Genomic DNA, 19,803 nt, shown 5'->3' on the forward strand with positions numbered 1-19,803 from the left:
ATTAGTTGTACTCGATAAAACGAAGAAGATATGGATTACAAGAGATTACCATACGGCGTTGCTGATTATACCTGGATTAAGAGTCAGAACAGATACTGTGCTGACAAGACAATGTTTATACCTAAGATGGAGGAAGCAGGAGACTTTCTCTATCTCATCCGCCCACGCCGTTTTGGCAAGAGTGTCTTCCTCACGATGCTTCAAGCCTACTACGACATCGAGAAGAAAGACTCGTTCCATACCACATTCAAGGATACTTGGATTGAGTCGCACCCAACCGAAGGACTTGGCAAATATCAAGTTTTATACTTTGATTTCTCCAGAGCTGCAGCAGGTCCTAGTACTTTGGAGGAAAACTTCAATCTATATTGTAACAGCGTATTGGATGGCTTCATCAAAAAGTATGCTGCCTATTATGATGAAGATTTCAACATGGAGGAATACCTTGGTTTTTCCGGTGCCTCCTATAAGCTAAATGCACTGAATGTTTATTCCAAAAGCAAAGGTACGCAACTTTATCTCATCATTGACGAGTATGACAACTTCACCAACAATATCCTGAGCGAGGAAGGAGAAGCTGTATATCACGCCCTGACTCATGCACAAGGCTTCTACCGTGACTTCTTCAAGCTATTCAAGGGAATGTTCCAACGCATCATGATGATGGGAGTAAGTCCTGTCACCGTGAACGACCTCAACAGTGGCTATAACATCGGCACCAATCTCTCCATGGACCCCATGTTCAACATGATGTTGGGATTCAGCGAGAACGAGGTACGGGAAATGATAGAATACTACAGAGAAGTAGGACTCATCAAGGTTCCGACCGACCAGCTGATTACCGACATGAAGCCTTGGTATGACAACTATTGTTTCGCAAAGGACAGTCTGGTCACAGATCCAAAGATGTTCAATTCGGATATGGTTATCTATTATCTCCGCCATTTCATCCGTTTTGGCAAAGCGCCGGACGAGATGGTAGACCCAAACACCATGACCGATTATGCCAAGATGAAGAAGATCATCTTCCTGGACAAGCTGCAGGGCGACCGCAAGAGCGTGCTGAAAGAAATCATCAACCAAGGTTACATCTGGGCGGAGCTGAGAGAAAGTTTCCCTGCTGAAGACTTGGTTGACCCTGACCTGTTCCCAAGTCTGCTCTACTATTATGGCATGCTGACCATCATTGGCAAGCGTGGCAGAAGAGTAAAGTTGGGAATCCCTAACGAGAATGTACGCCGCCAATATTACGGCTATGTGTTGGATGAATACAACAGGGATGCCAAAATCAACAATAATCATCTTGCCGACCGATACGATGTAATGGCTTTGGATGGTAACATCAAGCCAGCCATCGAATACATCGCCGAAGGTTACCGAAACTGCACAAGTATTCACTCCAGCATCCAGGCAGAGCGCAATCTGCAAGGTTTCATCGCCGCTTATCTCAACCATAGTGGTTATTACTACATCATCCAGGAAATGGAGTTGAATGGTGGTTATTGCGACTTGACGATGATTCCGGACCTCACCCGTTTTCCAGAGGTTGCCCATGCCTACCTCTTGGAGTTGAAATATCTGAAAACGGGCGATACCGATGAAGAAGGAAACAAGGCCTTGGAAGAAGCAAGGACTCAGTTGGAGCAATATGCGCAAGACACAAGATTGCCACAGCTGATGAATGGAAAGCCTATCCACAAGATAGCCATCATCTATAAAGGTAATGACTTGTGGAAAATAACGGAGTGCTAAAGAATTTAAAAAACGACAAGGGTCTATATGCCATGATGAATACAGGTGGCGTATAGACCCTTGATTATATGGTGATATTCGTAATCACATTAGCTTTTGGGCTTTCAGCTCGTTTCAACCGTACAGGCAGAAAAGTTTTTTTGTGAGAAAAAGTCTCAAAGTCTCATTTTTGGGAGTGGATAATGACGTAATTGTTTGATTGATAGTAAGATATAAAAATGAGACTTTTCTGATGTTTTTACAAGAAGTATCATTAAAGTCTCATAGAAGGTAAGCGGCTCCGCGTTTATACCTTGCATAATTCAAAAAAAACAGTAACAGCTGATTAAACAAATGCTGTTACTGCTTTTTCCATCGGTCAGGAAGTAAGTCTCTATATTTCTCCAGTGGGGTATTCGGTTGCCATTCAATGGTCTTTTCTATGACATCGCTAATGTATTCAAACAGATTGATGCCATTCAACTTGCATGAAATAGCTATAGAATATAGGATAGCTCCCCGTCTTGCTCCTTCGTGCGAGCCAAAGAACATAGAGTTTCTTCTTGATAGTGATATGTACCTCTGGATTCTCTCAATGTAGTTGTTATCGAGAGCCGTATCACCTCTTTTGAAGATGTCACAAATGGCATTATATTCATTAAGGGCATAGCCGACCGCCTGCGCCAAGGTAGACTTGGGCAGCAAATCCTTCCTGGAAGATATTTCCTCCAGTTTCTCCAATAAATCCTGTAAAATGTCTGGTGCGTATGACTGCCGATAGGCAAGATGGTCTTCAACGGTCCATCCATTTACCCCAACCTTATGTTTTTTGTCTTCTCGATAAAATCTGTTGATGATATCTACGACCTTCTGAGCATCCTTGTCCTCCTTGCCGCAGTCGATGAAGTCTCTCTTGACATGCTGTAGGCAGGCGATTCTCATAATGTCAGGATAAGCATCCGACTCCAGTTTCCGGTAAGGAGCATATGCATCACTCTGTATGGTACCTTTATAATCAGAGAATACGTTAAGTATGACCTGCTCAGAACGTGAACCATCCTCATATACGAAGAAGACAAGTCCCAGTTCAGGCGCACTTACAGCCCAGAGGTAGCCTTTCTTCGAACCCTTGTCCGTAGGCTTTGTCTTGGCTAACAGCACTTTATGATATGTCTCGTCTGCCGAGACATAATCCTGCTGCAACACTACTTGGCAGATAGCCTTATAGAAGTTTTCCAGTACATCGGCACTTCTGGCAATCAGCTTGTTTGCCGTAGCTTTCCTTAACGTAAACCCATTGTCGGCAAAGTATTTGGTAATTCGCTCTACCGGCATGGAATAGATGTATCGCATCTGCAGGAGACCTGCTGCAAAGGAAGGTGAATAGGAAGAATTCAACAACAGAGCCGGCGGAGTCTTCCCCGGATACATGATACTTCCATCCGTATAAGTGTTGATGTGATACACGGTCTTGATGAACTTGATGGGTTCCATGCTGTAACGTATACAGGTACGAGTCCCGAAGAGACGCAACGTCTTCAAAAGCTCTGCATCCATGACTGGATCTATCGTAACATGCACTTCTTTCATTTCGTAATGCATGTCACGCTTGGCTCCGTTGTTTTTGCGTGCCTTTCTTTTTTCGGCCTGCTCTTTTTTCTTCTTGTCAAATTCCTCCTGGGGCATCGAGTCTTGTGGATTCTTCTCCTGACGTTCGGACTTCTTGCCTGAAACGAGCTTGCCGAGTGCCTTGTTCTGACGATTCGCTTTGTCTATGGCGATTCCTTTCTGGACGAGTAGTTCTTCTAATGACTTTATACGTATAATGAGTTCGTTGACCTGTAGGGTCAGCGAACTCACTGTAGTATTAGCTTGCTGAAGTTGTTCGTTGGCAAGCTGAAGTTGTTCCTTCAAAAGTACTATAATTTCGTCCTTTGTCATAGTGCAAAGATACGAAAAAATATCGAGATATGCAAGTATTCTTATATATTATTTTTAGTTATTTTATTGATGTACAATATGTTAGAATTTTCCTGCCGCTACTATAGATTGAGTCTCTTTCTATATTTCATGCTTTTTAGGCAAATTCCGCTCATGATGGCCGATAGTGTCCTGTACGGCATTTTGCATTGTTTGTTCTTGGGGTCAAAGAATGGTAATTCAAAGGTTCCTCGCTCCAATCGCTTCTGGTACAGCAAGAAACCATCGCCATCCCACTTGAGCATTTTTACCTGCTGGCGGTTCTTGGAGAAGAAGATGAATACCGCACCACCAAGTGGCGGAAGTTCCAGCTCGGTTCTCACTATCTGATACAAGCCATTTATGCCCATGTTCATTCGTACGTATCTCTGGCAGACATAGTACTGGGTACTCTCATTCAATCCAAACATACTGCATCCTCCTTCTCATAAAGTTTCATCAACGCCATAACAGACTTGGCACATCCTTTTTTAACGGAAACCAAAGTTCCATTTGGAAAGGTTATGTTTATGCCATAAAGGAGGTCCTCCATAGGAAGATCTATGGTAGGAGGTTCCATAGGCACGAACATCATGCCTGTACTTGATGCAGATGCTTCTGCTTTTTCTCTGCGGGCTGCCTCCTGGGCTTGGCGGATTTCCTGCTTGGCACGTAAAACTGAATATCCTTTTTCGCACATCCAGTTCATCATGGTGCGATGATTTACATGTCTTTCCTTCAAGAAAGGAGTAAGTTGGGCCTTGGGGTTTCGATTCAGATAGACTAAGAAGGAATCCCAAGCCTTCTCAAAACGTTCGTTTGCTGTCATAATTTGTTTGATTTTAAAATGATGGTGCAAAGGTACGAACAAATGAGAAGACTACAATGGTATAAACGCGGAGCCGCTTACCATAGAAGTATCATAAACTACCCATTCGGGGAATTTATGTCTAGAAAAGCAGGAATAAAAGTAGAGAAGTGTCTACTATTTCGGTTAAATAAGGTCCATCGGCTGGTCTCTTGATGCCCGTTACATGGGCACTTAGAGACCATGTACTGGGCATCGAGAGACTATGTACTGGGCACTGGTTGCCCATACCATGGGCATAGAGTGCCCAACGTTTGGGACTGTTTTTGGGCACTATATTAGCAAGCTGCGTTGCAATTATGCATTGGCGCTAAATGTTGCTTTTGTGATACTTTTGTGGTGCTTCTATTATGCTTCAATGATACATTCTGTGATACTTTATGCTGCTTTTATGATACTTCTATGATACTTTATGTAAAATTATCAGAAAAGTCTCATTTGTGTCAACATATTGATTATTAATTAGATAAACGGACTTTTGCTACAAAAAATGAGACTTTGATACTTTTCCTCGCCAAAAACTTTTTTCACGGGAAATAGAAAGGGCCTATATGCCACGATGAAAAGGTGGCGTATAGACCCTTGATTTTATGGTGATATTCGTAATCTACATCTCCGCTTTCTGTTTTTTATGAATTGCTCAGATTCTTAATGATTTCCAAAGGGAGCTGGGTAGCTTTGGCAACCTGTTCGGCTGAAAGTCCCATTGCCAGCATATTCTTAGCTATTTCCAGGGCTTTCTGGTTCATACCTTTTTCCATACCTTTCGCCATACCTTTTTCCATACCTTCCGCAAGACCTTCTTGCTTACCTTTCGCCATACCTAATTCCATTCCCTTTTCCATGCCTTCAGCTATACCTTCACGCTTGGCAGTGTCTACGGAATTCTTGATGTCGCGATATGCCATCTTGCTGGTCTCGTACTCCCTCATCTCCTGCGGAGTGAACTTGGCTATCTCGGCTTCCTCAAAGAGGCGGTCGAAGACCTAGTCGCACAGCTCCTTCGGACGCTGGGTAAGCTTATAGAGGTTCTTCAGTGCATAGAGCCACTTCTCGTAAAGCGTATTCAATTCTTCCAGGGGTTTGTTGAACTTGGAAATCTCTACATAAATATATTCGAGCTTGTCGTAAAATACTTTGTGGGTAGCTGTGTCGCACAACTGCACATGATGGCGGATTTTCTCCTTGTCGAATGCATCCTCGTTCATGCTGAAGTTGAGCAGGGCAACGGTATAGACATGATTGAGTTTGAAATCCCATTCACTCCCCTTAGGTGCCTGTTCACGGATAGGAAAGGTTGAGTAGAAGAGGGAGCGGTCCTTGAAATACGTCTGGTAGGCATTCTGCATTTCTACGATGAACTTCTCGCCGTTTTCGCCCTCGCAATATACATCAAAGATGGCTCTGCGGTCGGTATATACATCTCCCACATGCTCTGGATTCAGATACGATACGTCCTTCACAACCTGTCTGCCATTAAACAAGCTGTTGAGGAAGCAAATGAGCAAATCCTTGTTCATTGCTGTTCCAAAAATTCGCTTGAAACCGAAATCGGTCAGCAAGCTGATATATCTTTCTTCTACCTGCTTCATAATCATCTGTTTTAAAAATCCATGCCGCAAAGTTACAAAAAATATGAGATTACGACAACTTTTAAACGAAAAATCTGTCGTAACCTCAATAAAAAAGCGAGATTGCGACAGATTTCTTTATATGTTACCCCGGAATGCGAAATTTCCTGAGGACTTCAATTAACCTTTTTTCAGTTCCTCGGCATACTCCTTCGGGAAGATGCCGAACTCCTTCTTGAAGCATTTCGAGAAATACTTCGGCGTGTTGAAACCTACCTGGGTGGCTACATCGCTGATCAGAATGTTAGGGTTCGACCGGATGATGCGCTGAGCCTCCTTCAGGCGGATGCTGGTGATGAAGGCAATGACCGTTTGCCCTGTTGTGGCTTTCACCTTATTATATAGAGTGGATTCGCCCATCGCCATATCCTTGGCGAATGCCTCTCGGTTGTAATCGCCATCTGCAAGATGTTGCATCACAATCTCAGTGGCACGGGTGATGAATGCCTGATCTGGGTTGCTCAAATGTAACGCAGCCTGTGCTTCGCTCTCCGTGCTGGTTTGGAGCGAAATTTCAGCCTGAATCTTTTCTATCATCTTCTTGCGGTTGGCAAGCAGGGCATTGATGCGGACTTCCAGTTCATCAAACTTGAACGGCTTGGTGATATAGGCGTCTGCTCCTACGGCATAGGCCTCGGTCTTGTCCTCTTCCTTGTTCTTGGCGGTGAGCAGGATAACAGGCAACTGCCAGAAGCGCTTGTCTTCTTTCAGCAGCTTGGTCAGTTCGATACCGTCCATAATCGGCATCATCACATCGCTCACCACGAGGTCTAGTTTCTCCTTCATGATGATGTTCATTGCCTGCTTTCCGTTCTTTGCCGTAAACACATGATAGTTTTTGCTCAATACCTGCAGCATCAGGGCTAACAATTCCTCGTTGTCCTCAACCACCAGAATCTTGCTTGCATTCTTTTTGATGAAGATGCTCTGGTGGACAGGTGCCAGCTTAGGTTTGTCTTCAGAAGCAGGTTGGGATTCCTGCTTCGTTTCCTGGCTTGCCTGTCTGATGGCTTCCTGATTTACTGCATTTGGTTTGTCAGAATTGTCAATTTCATCTGGTGCATACGCACTCTTCTTGATAGGCAGGGTAACGGTGAAGGTAGTGCCTTCGCCTTCCAGGCTCTCACATTGGATGTTGCCATGATGCAGTTTCACCAGGTCGTGGGTCAGCGACAGTCCGATACCGGTTCCCGGCATGTTCTGCTTGCGGTAGTCGCCATCGAAGAATCGGGTGTAGAGATGCTTCATCTTCTCCTTCGACATACCGATGCCATTATCGGCAATCGTGACGACCGCCTGCTCCTTGCTGAGTCTGAGCGATACATCAATCTTGCCTCCCACCTTATTATATTTAATGGCATTGGAGAGCAGGTTGTAGATGATCTTATCCATCTTGTCGGCATCAAACCATGCCAAGCCTTCTGCCTTCGGCTTCTCCAGGGATAGCGAAATCTTCTGGTGTTCAGCCATCGGACGGATATTCTCGCAGGCTTCTTCTATAAAGGAAACCAGGTTGCTGCGGCTCACGAGCAGATGCAGCTGTCCTGCCTGCGACTTTCTCACTTCCAGAATCTGTCGCAGGAGTCGGGTGGTGCGGTTGATGTTGCTGTCCATCACGAGATAGTCTTCCTCATACTGTGGTGCCACCTCCTTGAGCTTGTAGATGGTAGCAGAGATGACGGTGAGCGGGGTGAGCAGCTCGTGGGTGATATTGGTAAGGATAACTCCCATCTGCAGGCTGTTTCGGGTTTTCACCCGCTCCTTATACCATCTGGCAGCAGCAAAGAAGCTGCCAATGAGCATCAGGATATAGAACATGAAGGCTATTCGGGAAGCATACCATGGGGGCAGCACCTGGATGGTGATGGTGTATGGCAGTTCCTGCCACTTGCCGTAGCCGTCAGTAGCCTTGATTTTCAGATAGTAAGTTCCTGAACTGAGGTTCTGGAAGGCTGCCTTGTGTACCCCCTTGTCGCAATACTGCCAGTCGTCGTCATACCCCTCCAGCTGGTAGGCATATACATTCTTCTCGGTATTGCCGTAGGTGAGGAGTGCGAACTCCACGTTGAATTTCTTCACTCCAGCCGGAATGATGAGCTGTCGGGTATAGGCAGGCATCTCTTTCGAGATATCAGCCTTTTCGGCAGAATCGAGCTTGGCGAAAGGCTGGTCGTCAACAATAACGTCGGTAACCACCAGTTTGGCTTTTCTGTTCTTGCCCAGTTGCGGCTTCATCGACGGCACGAACGAGAAGAAGCTGGTTCGGCTTCCGAAGAAGAGTTCCTTGCCATACTGGCAAGCCGTGTTGGGTACGAAGAGCACATTGCCCAGGCCATCTTCGTTGGTGAAATAGATGATGTCTTGCGGCTTCTTGCTGTCCTTGCCCCAGACGATGTTGACGAGGGCATAGTCGGTGGTGAGCCAGAGGTTTCCATTCTCATCTTCTTTGATGGTGAGCATGCGGTCGCCGGACAGATGATATTCCTGGTTCTTCGGCTCAAACTTGTCTTTCACCTTATTATATAGGAAGAGTCCGCCGCTGTTGGAGATAGCCCAGAGTCTTCCCCTTGAATCTTCCAGGCAGGCGGTGGCATCTTCTATGTCGAAATTCCGCTGTGCAAGACTATACTGCTTGCATCTTAAAGATTTTGGGTTTCTGGCGTTGCCCGATATGCGGATGATACCCTCGTTGTCGGTGGCAAGCCAGATGTTTCCCTCCTTGTCTTGCGAGATATGGCGGATGTCGCAAGAAGTAAGGTCTTTCTTTCCCTCCTTCATGGTAATTGCAGTGCCCTGGTTGTTGGGATATACGATGCTCAGACCGTTGCGCTGTCCTATCCACATGATTTTATCGTCTGATTCGAAGAGGGTATTCACGAAATTATCCTGTATGATAGATGGATGAGTTTCGTGTGTCAGCAGGAAGGCTGGCTTTTCGGCGGCAGGCTTGACGATGACACCATAGCTGTTGTTGGCAAACCAGATTTCCCCGTTGCTTCTTTTGGCTATATCCGATATGCTGGTGGTGAGTGCTCTCTGCTGGATATTGGCGAGGCCCGGTATTTCGTGGTTGAAGAGAGTCTTGCCGGTCTTGCGGTTGTGCAGGGCGATGCCGTATGGGTTCAGTCCCAGCCAGAAATTCTCGCCGTCGGTGGTCAGAATGGAATATATATAGTTGATGGTGAGCTGGGTATGGCTCTTGTCAAGATTCCATAGCTTGAATATCGAAGGCTGGGTATTTACTTGCAGGATACCGTTGTTCTGCGTGCAGAGCCAAATGTTGCCCTGTCCGTCGGTGGCGATATCGTTGTTGAAGTTGAGTGGATTATTGCCGATGGAGCTGTATCCCTTCCATTCTGCGTTAGGAATATCTTCTTCCAGATAGCACACACCTTCTCGGGTGCATGCCCAGAGTGTTCGGGTCACTGGGTCGTGCACAATCTTGTAAAAGGTATCAAAATGGTTGGCGCTGTAAGGGTACTGGTGTGCTCCAGGCTGCTTCACATTGCCCGGATTGTCCAGTCGCACCACGCCATAGCCCCAGGTTCCCACCCACAGACGATGGTGCTTGTCGAAGAAGAGCGAGTAGGCAGAGTTGGTGGCGTTGAGCTTGGGATAGCGATACATGATATTGGTTCCACGCTTGAATCGCATGAGTCCCGACGACCAGGTGCCGATGAGTAAGTCGCCGTTCTGGTCTTCAACGATGGCTTTCACGCTGTATCTGGAAATCTTCTGCTTGTGTCCGTTTTCATCAATAAGCCATGTGTTCTGGGGGGTGTATGTATGGAAGCGCTCCGTCTTTGGATTGAAATATGAGAGTCCTCCGTCTGTTCCTACCCAAAGCGTTCCGTCTTTGCTTACGTAGAGGGTATAGATGATGCGTTGGGATTCTTCGGGCAGGAAGAAACTCTTGAATTTTCCGGTACGCTTGTTCATCCTCACCAATCCGTTTCTCGTACCCAGCCAGAGGTTGTCCTGATGGTCTTCGGCTATGGAGCGGATGGTATTGTTGGGCAGGATGCCTGGCTGGTAGGCACTCGACTTATAGGTTTTGGCCACGTATCCGTCGTAGGATTTCACGCCGGCATTGGTTCCTACCCACATGATGCCGTTGCTTGCAAAGAACATGCAGCTCACCTCTTCGGTGGGTGCAATCGGGATGGGCGGAAGGTAACGATATGGGAAGTTTTGTGCTTTTACCGAGGCGGCAAAGCATATCAGACAGACGAGGATGCGTAATATGGCAGATTTCATGTCTATTATTTATTGTTAGTTAAATTCCAAAATTCGTTGCAAAGGTATAAAGAATCTGCCAAAAAAGTGCCTAAAATGCAGTTTTTAACGATTTGAATCCTTATTTTACCGAATTCTGCCCTATAAAGTAGGCTTAAATCTCTAATTTTGCACCCAGCAACGAACAGTTAGAGTATTACAAACTTAATAATAAATTCAACGCAAATGAATAAACTATTCACATTACTGATGTTGTGGATGCTGTCTTGTCTGCCTTCATTGGCTCAAGCTCCGATGGACGGCGGTGTATGGAAAGACAATACCGGCAAGCATATCAATGCGCATGGTGGCAACATCTTCAATTACAAAGGTACCTACTATTGGTATGGCGAGAGCCGTTCGGCTGATGGCAAACCTTACAGCTCATTGGGTGTAAGCTGCTTCACCTCGAAGGATCTCAAGAAATGGACCAATCATGGCTTGGTACTTCCTGTAACAGATGAGCCAGGCAGCGACATCGAAGGTGGTTGCATCATCGAGCGCCCTAAGGTTCTCTACAATAAGAAGACCAAGAAGTTCGTCATGTGGTTCCATCTCGAATTGAAGGGTAGGGGCTATGGTGCTGCCCGCTATAGCGTGGCAACCAGCGATACTCCTTTCGGACCTTTCAAGTTCATTCGCTCAGGTAGAGTGAATCCAGGAATCTATCCTGTGGGATTCTCAAAACCAGATACCACCGACCTCAAGCATCAGCTTCTATTCCCAGAACTGAAGGCATGGTGGACTCCAGAATGGCGCAAGCAGATAGAGCGCGGCATGTTCTGGATGAGAGACTTTGAGGGAGGACAGATGTCGAGAGACATGACAATTTTCATCGATGATGATGGTAAAGCATACCACATCTATTCATCAGAGGATAACTTAACGCTCCAAATCGCACAATTGACGGATGACTACATGCAGCACAACGGAAGCTATGTTCGTGTTGCGGCTGGTGGCCAGAACGAGGCTCCAACCATCTTCAAGCAGGATGGTACCTACTGGATGATTACCAGCGGATGTACCGGTTGGGCTCCAAATGCAGCCCGTATGTTCAAGGCGAAGAATATCTATGGTCCTTGGGAACAGTTGGCAAACCCTTGCCGCGGCGAGGGTGCCAACAAAACCTTCGGTGGACAGGGTACCTTTATCTATAAGGTGGAAACTGCCGCACAGAAGAAGATGTTCCAGGGTGCCGACTATGTGTTCATGGCAGATATTTGGAATCCAAAGCAATTAAGTGACAGTCGGCATCTCTGGGTGCCTATTTCTTGGGAAAATGGTGCTCCAGTGTTGAAAAAACAATAAAAAATACGGTCGCTCTGCTTGTTTCTAACTATTTTTGATTATATTTGCAAAATATTTGCAAACACTCATTAAATGTTGGCATCTATGTGCCACCAAATGTAAACAGAACAAACAAAACAACAAACATTAAACAACAAACAACAACTGTCTATGAATTATATATATAGAACGATCATCATGGTAGTCTTGGCTGTGGCTCCTTTCATGGGAGTAAATGCCAAGAAGAAAGTAATGCAGCAGAGCGACCGCCAATATTGGTGCTCGCTGGCCTACAAGATGGCTCAGCCAGTGCTCGAAAACATGGCTAAGGGCGAGTTGCAGAAGAACATGCAGACTGAGTTCAGTCCTAGCTTCGACAACCGCAACAAGAAGGTGCTCTATATGGAGTGCTTCGGCAGACTGATGGCAGGTGTGGCTCCATGGCTCACCCTTCCGGATGATGCCACAGCCGAGGGCAAGCAGCGCAAGCAGCTCCGCGAGTGGGCCTTGGCTTCCTACAAGAATGCCGTTGACCCTCAGAATCCAGACTATCTCTGCTGGGGTATCGGTGGTCAGAACCTGGTAGATGCAGCCTACATCGCCGAGAGTTTCCTCCGTGCTTACGATACACTCTGGAAGCCATTGGACGAGGTAACCAAGAAGCGCTATCTCGCAGAGTTTGCCAAACTTCGCCACATCGATCCTCCTTATACCAACTGGCTTCTCTTCTCTTCAACCATCGAGAGCTTCATGGCAAAGGCGGGTGGCGATTTCGATGAATATCGCGTTAACTCAGCTTGCCGCAAGGTAGAGGAGTGGTATGTGGGTGATGGCTGGTATGCCGATGGTCCCGTATTCGCCTTCGATTACTACAGCAGCTATGTGTTCCATCCTATGTATCTGGAAACACTGCAGGCTATGGTAGATGCCAAGGTGAATTCCCGTCTTGACTATCAGAAGTACTACGACCGAGAACTGAAGCGCTGCCAGAAGTACAGCATCATTCTCGAAAGATTCATTTCGCCAGAGGGTACTTTCCCTGCATTCGGAAGAAGTATTCCTTACCGTATGGCAACCATGCAGCCGCTTGCCCTGATGGCATGGTATCAGAAGTTGCCAAAGGATTTGAGCAACGGACAGGTGCGTGCAGCCCTGACCAAGGTGCTCCATCGCATGTTCGACCAGGAGAACAACTTCAATGAGAAGGGTTATCTCTCTATCGGTTTCTGCGGAAACAGCCAGAAAAACGTTGCCGACTGGTACACCAACAACGGTTCGCTCTATATGACTACCCTTGCCTTCATGCCTCTCGGCCTGCCTGCCGACCATCCATTCTGGACAGATGCAGCACAGCCTTGGACTCAGGTGAAGGCATGGAACAATCAGCAGTTCCCTAAGGATCATCACTGGAAGGACGAGATTGTTACCAAGGACAAGTGGTAATTTTTTTTAGTTAAGAGTTTATAGTTAAGAGTTTATAGATTGTTATGCGCAAGATATTGATGATGCTGGCGGCTGCAGCCCTGGCTTTGCCTCTGAATGCAGCACAGCCAGCCAAGAAGACTGCTAAGGTCAAGAAAGCAAACAAGAAGGAAGTGAAGGCTTCCAAAAAGTGGGACCACGATCAGGTGGTGGCACTCATCACAAAGGTGAATAACTACTGGCAGGCTAACAACAAGCCTGAGGTTCGTGCCTTCTGGGATAATGCCGCTTATCATACCGGCAATATGGAGGTATATAAGATGCTGAAGGACCAGAAGATGCTCGATTACTCCATCCGTTGGGCTGAGCATAACGACTGGAGTGGTGCTACAGAGGCTAACCCAGCCAAGTGGAAGTACAAGCCATACGGCGAGGGCAAGCAGCACGTACTCTTCGGCGACTGGCAGATCTGCTTCCAGACTTACATCGACCTCTACAACATTGAGGCAGCCAAGGGCAATGCCGCTGCTTCAGAATATATGGTGAAGCGTGCCAAGGAGGTGATGCACTACGAGGCTTATTCTCAGCCAACAGACTACTGGTGGTGGAGCGATGCCCTCTACATGGTGATGCCAGTGATGACCAAGATGTATAAGCTGACCGGTGATACCAAGTATCTCGACAAGCTTTACGATAATCTCCTCACTACCGATGCGATCATGCTCGACAAGGAGACCAATCTCTACTTCCGTGACGGCAAGTACGTTTATCCAAAGCACAAGAGTGCCAATGGAAAGAAAGACTTCTGGGCACGTGGTGATGGCTGGGTTCTCGCAGGCTTGGCTAAGGTGCTGCAGGATATGCCGAAAGACTACAAGCACTATCAGTTCTTCGTAGATAAGTTCCAGAAGTTGGCTAAGGCTGTGGCTGAGATTCAGCAGCCAGAGGGCTACTGGACCCGTTCGATGATGGATCCTGAACATGCACCAGGACCGGAGACCAGCGGTACTGCCTTCTTCACCTACGGTATGCTTTGGGGCGTCAACAATGGTTATCTCAACAAGAAAGAATATAAGAAGGTGATAGACCGAGCATGGACTTACCTGACAGAGACAGCCGTTCAGGCAGATGGCAAGGTGGGCTATGTGCAGCCTATCGGCGAGCGAGCTATCCCAGGACAGACCGTGGATGCCAACTCTCAGGCAAACTTCGGTGTGGGAGCCATGCTTCTCACCGCTTGTGAATATGACAAATATTTAAATTCAAAATAAAGAGAAATGAATAAAAGACTGTTCGTTACATTAAGTATGGCAGGCTTGGCAATGGTGGCTTTTGGTGCTAAGAAACCGAAGGCCGCCATTAAGCCGTTAAATAAGACGGTAGCCATTCAGCAGCCTACTTTCACAGAGTGGCACGACCTTCAAGTGAATGAAATCAATCGTTTGCCTTTGCACACCTTGCATTTCGCTTACGATCCTAATGATTTCCCTGGAACGGGTGCTGAGTATCTTGACAAGAAGCAGAGTATGAACTACATGTCGCTCGACGGCACATGGAAGTTCAACTGGGTAGCCAACGCTGATGAGCGCCCTACAGACTTCTACAAGACAGACCTTGACGATTCAAAGTGGAAGAACATCCAGATGCCAGGCAACTGGGAGATGCTGGGCTATGGTCAGCCGGAGTATGTGAACGTGGGCTTCGCTTGGCGTGGTCACTTCAACCAGCAGCCACCTGCTGTTCCTACCAAGGACAACCATGTAGGTTCCTATCGTCGTGAAATCAATATCCCAGCCAACTGGGATAGAAAGCGCGTCATCGCTCACTTCGGTAGTGTAACTTCCAATATCTATCTTTATGTAAACGGACAGTTTGCCGGTTATGCTGAGGATAGCAAGGTAGCCGCAGAGTTTGATATCACTCCATTCCTGAAGAAGGGCAAGAACCTCATCGCCTTCCAGTCTTTCCGCTGGTGCGATGGTTCCTGGTGTGAGGATCAGGACTTCTGGCGACTGAGCGGTCCGGCTCGTGAGAACTATCTCTATGCCCGCTCTAAGGATCATCGTCTGCTTGATGTTCGTGTAGAGACTGAGTTGAAGAACAACTATAAGGATGGTGCACTCAACATCACAGCGAAGTTGCAGGGCAACACCTTGGCTTACTTCGGTCTTTACGACCCAGATGGCAAGGAGGTTATCGTAACCGGTACAGATAACGTAAAGAATGGTGTGGCTAAGTATCAGCTCCGTGTGAAGAACGTTCGCAAGTGGAGTGCTGAGACTCCTAACCTCTATACCCTGGTAGTATCTCCTATCCAGAATGGTGGCATGTATTCACCTTACGAGATTATCCAGGTAAAGGTGGGCTTCCGCAAGGTGGAAATCAAGAACAAGCAGCTCTTGGTGAACGGTCAGCCTGTTCTCCTGAAGGGTGCCAACCGTCATGAGATGGATCCGGATGAAGGCTATAACGTAAGCGAGCAGCGCATGATTCAGGACATCATGATGATGAAGCGCCTGAACATCAATGCCGTTCGTACCTGCCACTATCCAGACGATCCACGCTGGTACGACCTCTGCGACAAGTATGGTCTCTATGTGGTTGCCGAGGCTAACCAGGAGAGTCATGGTTTCCAGTATGGCGATGATGCTGCAGCCAAGAAGCCTGAGTTTGCCAAGCAGATTCTGGAGCGCAACCAGCACAATGTGTCTATGTTCTTCAACCATCCATCTATCATCACATGGAGTTTGGGTAACGAGACCGTGATGGGCGACAACTTCATTCAGGCATACAAGTGGGTAAAGAGCCAGGACAAGACCCGTCCTGTTCAGTATGAGCAGGCTCGCCGTGGCGAGGGTACCGATATCTTCTGCCCTATGTATTATCCTGTAAGTGCCTGCGAGAAGTATGCCAAGGATCCTAACAGTCCTATGCCTCTCATCCAGTGTGAGTACAACCATACCATGGGTAACTCGGGTGGTAACCTGAGCGATTACTGGGATCTGGTACGCAAGTATCCTATCTTCCAGGGTGGTTTCGACTGGGATTTCGTTGACCAGGCATTGCACCGCAAGATTGTGAAGCCTATGAGCATCTTGCCTTACAGACTGAACAACGAGGAACTTCGCAAGATTGAATATACATACGGTGGTGATTACAATAAGTATGATCCTAGCGATAATAACTTCAACTGTAATGGTATCATCGGTCCAGACCGCCAGATGAATCCTCATGCTTACGAAGTGGCTTATCAGTATCAGAATATCTGGGCAAAGATGGTAAGTGCTGAAACAGGACAGGTGAATGTATATAATGAGAACTTCTTCCGCGACTTGAGCAATTATGCCTTGGCTTGGAGCCTGGAAGAGGATGGCGTAGAGACTCAGAATGGTACCATCGCCGACCTTGATGTTCCTGCACAGCAGACCAGAACTTACACCATTCCTTACGATAGAAGTAAGATTACCGGTAAGGAGGTATTCCTCAACATTGACTTCCGTCTGAAGAATTCAGAGCCATTGATGACTGCTGGCCAGATTGTTGCTTATGCACAGTTACCTGTGGTTACCAAGCAGGCTTGCGAGGGTAACTGCAGCAAGATGCTGGCTGAGGGTCATGGCAAGAAGAAGATGAAGCTTGCTGCCAAGAAGAACAATGTGGTAGCTGTAACAACACCAAACCTCACCTTCAAGCTCGACCGTTCTACCGGTCTCATCTCTGAGTATGCTTACAACGGCAAGTCAATGCTCGGCGAGGGTGGTACCTTGAAGCCAAACTTCTGGCGTGCTCCTACCGACAACGATATGGGTGCAGGCCTTCAGAAGAAGTTCAAGGTATGGAAGAACCCTCAGATGAACCTGAAGAATATCGACGTGAAGAAAGATAAGAAGACCAACACCGTAACCATCGTCACATCATTCGATATGCCGGAGGTTCAGGGACAGATGGACATCACTTACCTCGTATTTGCCAATACAGGTGCAGTGAAGGTAACAGAAGACTTCAAGGCAACAGAAGGTGCCAAGGTGAGCGATATGTTCCGCTTCGGTATGCTGCTGCAGATGCCATACAGCATGGAGAAGAGCACCTACTACGGTCGCGGTCCTATTGAGAACTACTCCGACCGCAAGGACTGCATGCGCATCGCCATCTACAATGATGATGCCGACAACCAGTACTTCCCATACATCCGTCCACAGGAGAGTGGAACCAAGAGCGACATCCGCTGGTGGAAGCAGACCGATGCCACAGGCTTGGGCTTGCAGGTGAAGAGCTGCGCTCCATTCTATGCCAGCGCTCTCCACTTCGATACCGAGGAACTTGACGACGGCGATGAGAAGGAACAGCGTCACAGCTTCGACCTGAAGAAGTCTAAGTTCACCAATCTCTTCCTCGATGCAGCCCACATGGGTGTAGGCGGTGAGAACTCTTGGGGTGCTTGGCCATTGGAGAAGTATCGCGTACATTATGGAAACAAGACCTTCAACTTTGTGCTGATTCCTCAGACAAAATAGTAGAAAAACAGGCATTTGGACAAAAATCCAATATATTTAAACAGAAAATCCACCTCATTTGGGGTGGATTTTTTGTATCTTTGCAACCGTAAATCTATATATGATAAACGTATCAATATAGAAAAGAAAATTTCAACCTAAAAAAGACAATAACGAACAATATGAGAAAAGCTAAGTTTTTTGCAGCAGTGTTGATGGCGATGTCTTCTCTTGGAGCATTCGCACAGCATCAGTTTATGGTTCAGGCCAACAAGCCTGGAGTAGAAATCCAGCCTACCATGTATGGTATCTTCTTTGAGGATATCAACTTCGGTGCCGATGGTGGTCTCTATGCAGAGATGGTGGAGAACCGTTCTTTCGAGTTCCCACAGCGCCTGATGGGATGGAATACATTCGGAAATGTAACCCTCAGCGACGTGAAGCCTGCCTTCGACCGCAATCCTCATTATGTAACTCTCGAGAGTGCTGGTGCTCGTGAGAAGCAGACCGGTTTGGAGAACCGCGGTTTCTTCGGCATGGGTTTGAAGAAGGATATGAAGTACGATTTCTCTGTATATGGCCGTCTTCATCTCATCGATGGCAAGCAGGCTAAGATTCGCGTAGAGTTGGTTAACTCTAAGAATGATGTCATTGCCAAGAAGAGCATCACCATTACCAATAATAAATGGCAGAAGCATACCGCTTCGCTGACTTCTCCTCAGACAGATGCCAAGGGCTTGATGCGTGTTTATCTGGAGAAAGGTTCTGAGAGCGTGGATCTCGATCACATCTCTCTTTTCCCATCAGACAACTGGAATGGCCTTCGTGCCGACCTCGTTCAGGATCTTGCCGACTTGAAGCCAGGCATCTTCCGTTTCCCTGGCGGATGTATCGTAGAGGGTACCGACCTCGACACCCGTTATGAGTGGAAGAACAGTGTAGGTGCTCCAGAAAACCGTCCTCTGAATGAGAACCGCTGGAGAGATACCTTCCCACATCGCCTTTTCCCTAACTATTATCAGTCATTGGGCTTGGGCTTCTATGAGTACTTCCTCCTTTCTGAGAAGATTGGTGCAGAGCCATTGCCAATTCTTTCTGTAGGTTTGGCTTGCCAGTATCAGAACAGTGATAAGGATCCTAATGCGCATGTAGCAGTTAAGGATTTGCAGAGCTATATCGACGATGCACTCGACCTCATCGAGTTTGCCAATGGTCCAGTCACCTCTAAGTGGGGTAAGCTCCGTGCCGATATGGGTCATCCAGCACCATTCAACCTGAAGCAGATTGGTATCGGTAACGAGCAGTGGGGTCCTATGTATCCAGAGCGTCTGCAGAAGTTCATGGAGCAGATTCATGCCAAGTATCCAAAGATCAAGATCTGCGGTTCATCAGGTCCATCTGCTGATGGCAAGGATTTCGACTACGGTTGGGAGCAGATGCGCAAGTTGGGCGTAGATATGGTTGATGAGCATTACTACAAGAGCCCTGAGTGGTTCCGCAGCAATGCCAACCGTTACGACAACTACGACCGCAAGGGTCCTAAGGTATTTGCCGGTGAGTATGCTGCCCATGCCAAGAACGATCCTAACTCTTGGGAGGCTGCGCTTTCTGAGGCTGCCTTCATGACGGGTCTTGAGCGCAATGCCGATGTAGTTTATCAGGCTACCTATGCACCTCTCTTCGCTCATGTAGAGGGATGGCAGTGGCGTCCAGACCTCATCTGGTTTGATAATCTTTCTTCTGTCCGTTCTGCCAACTATTATGTTCAGCAGCTTTACGGCGAGAACAAGGGTACCAATGTGTTGAAGCTTACCGAGAACGGCAAGGCTGTGGCTGGCGAGAAGGGTCTCTATGCCTCTGCTTGTTTCGACAAGGCTACCAAGAGCTACATCGTGAAGATTGCCAACACCTCTAACGAGGAGAAGGAAATCAACGTTACCTTCAATGGCATCAAGAAGCTGAACCCTGGTAAGGTAACCGTTCTCCATGCCGACAATATCCAGGCAGAGAACAAGATTGACAACAAGAACGTGGTTGTTCCTGTGGTATCGGATGCTCAGGCAAACGGCAATGTCTTGAATGTGAAGATGAAGCCAAACAGCTTCGTGGTATATCGATTCTAATAGATTCGTTCTTT

10 protein-coding genes and 1 pseudogene are annotated in these 19,803 nt (G+C 47.1%); 6 read left to right on the forward strand and 5 right to left on the reverse strand.

Annotated elements, in window-relative coordinates:
• Positions 1-30 precede the first annotated feature (30 nt).
• Entirely contained in the window at positions 31-1,752 is a 1,722-nt protein-coding gene (locus tag KUA49_RS02470) for an AAA family ATPase (RefSeq protein ID WP_218412010.1), read from the forward strand.
• 339 nt (positions 1,753-2,091) lie between these two features.
• On the opposite strand, the gene tnpC is transcribed toward KUA49_RS02470, so the two are convergent.
• From tnpC to KUA49_RS02495, 5 genes and pseudogenes are all read right to left on the reverse strand, one after another.
• Complete coding sequence (gene tnpC / locus KUA49_RS02475; RefSeq protein WP_318331635.1) at positions 2,092-3,672, reverse strand: IS66 family transposase; 1,581 nt, start codon at positions 3,670-3,672, stop codon at positions 2,092-2,094.
• Positions 3,673-3,773: 101 nt separating this feature from the next.
• Positions 3,774-4,121: an IS66 family insertion sequence element accessory protein TnpB gene (gene tnpB / locus KUA49_RS02480; RefSeq protein WP_218413625.1), complete on the reverse strand. Its 348-nt coding sequence runs from the start codon at positions 4,119-4,121 to the stop codon at positions 3,774-3,776.
• Positions 4,109-4,519, reverse strand: coding sequence for a hypothetical protein (locus tag KUA49_RS02485; protein WP_270532637.1), 411 nt, complete (start codon positions 4,517-4,519; stop codon positions 4,109-4,111). Before KUA49_RS02485 ends, tnpB begins: the two co-directional genes overlap by 13 nt.
• A gap of 668 nt (positions 4,520-5,187) precedes the next feature.
• Positions 5,188-6,156, reverse strand: a pseudogene (locus KUA49_RS02490) (Rpn family recombination-promoting nuclease/putative transposase).
• Between the two features lie 153 nt (positions 6,157-6,309).
• On the reverse strand, positions 6,310-10,446 hold the full coding sequence (locus tag KUA49_RS02495) for a two-component regulator propeller domain-containing protein (RefSeq protein ID WP_218413002.1): 4,137 nt from the start codon (positions 10,444-10,446) through the stop codon (positions 6,310-6,312).
• Positions 10,447-10,650: 204 nt separating this feature from the next.
• Here KUA49_RS02495 and KUA49_RS02500 point away from each other — a divergent pair, with 204 nt between their 5' ends.
• The 5 genes from KUA49_RS02500 (at position 10,651) to KUA49_RS02520 (ending at position 19,789) form a co-directional block, all read left to right on the forward strand.
• The gene (locus KUA49_RS02500) at positions 10,651-11,772 is read left to right on the forward strand and encodes a glycoside hydrolase family 43 protein (protein WP_218413001.1); all 1,122 of its coding nucleotides are present in this window, start codon (positions 10,651-10,653) and stop codon (positions 11,770-11,772) included.
• 150 nt (positions 11,773-11,922) lie between these two features.
• A complete protein-coding gene (locus KUA49_RS02505) occupies positions 11,923-13,194 on the forward strand; it encodes a DUF2264 domain-containing protein (RefSeq protein ID WP_218413000.1) in 1,272 nt (423 codons plus the stop codon).
• 44 nt (positions 13,195-13,238) lie between these two features.
• Positions 13,239-14,444, forward strand: coding sequence for a glycoside hydrolase family 88 protein (locus tag KUA49_RS02510; RefSeq protein ID WP_256624867.1), 1,206 nt, complete (start codon positions 13,239-13,241; stop codon positions 14,442-14,444).
• A 6-nt stretch (positions 14,445-14,450) separates the two neighbouring features.
• Positions 14,451-17,687: a glycoside hydrolase family 2 TIM barrel-domain containing protein gene (locus KUA49_RS02515; protein WP_218412999.1), complete on the forward strand. Its 3,237-nt coding sequence runs from the start codon at positions 14,451-14,453 to the stop codon at positions 17,685-17,687.
• Between the two features lie 161 nt (positions 17,688-17,848).
• A complete protein-coding gene (locus tag KUA49_RS02520) occupies positions 17,849-19,789 on the forward strand; it encodes an alpha-L-arabinofuranosidase C-terminal domain-containing protein (protein ID WP_218412998.1) in 1,941 nt (646 codons plus the stop codon).
• The last annotated feature ends 14 nt before the right edge of the window (positions 19,790-19,803 follow it).

Source organism: Segatella copri, from assembly GCF_019249655.2.
Taxonomy (GTDB): domain Bacteria; phylum Bacteroidota; class Bacteroidia; order Bacteroidales; family Bacteroidaceae; genus Prevotella.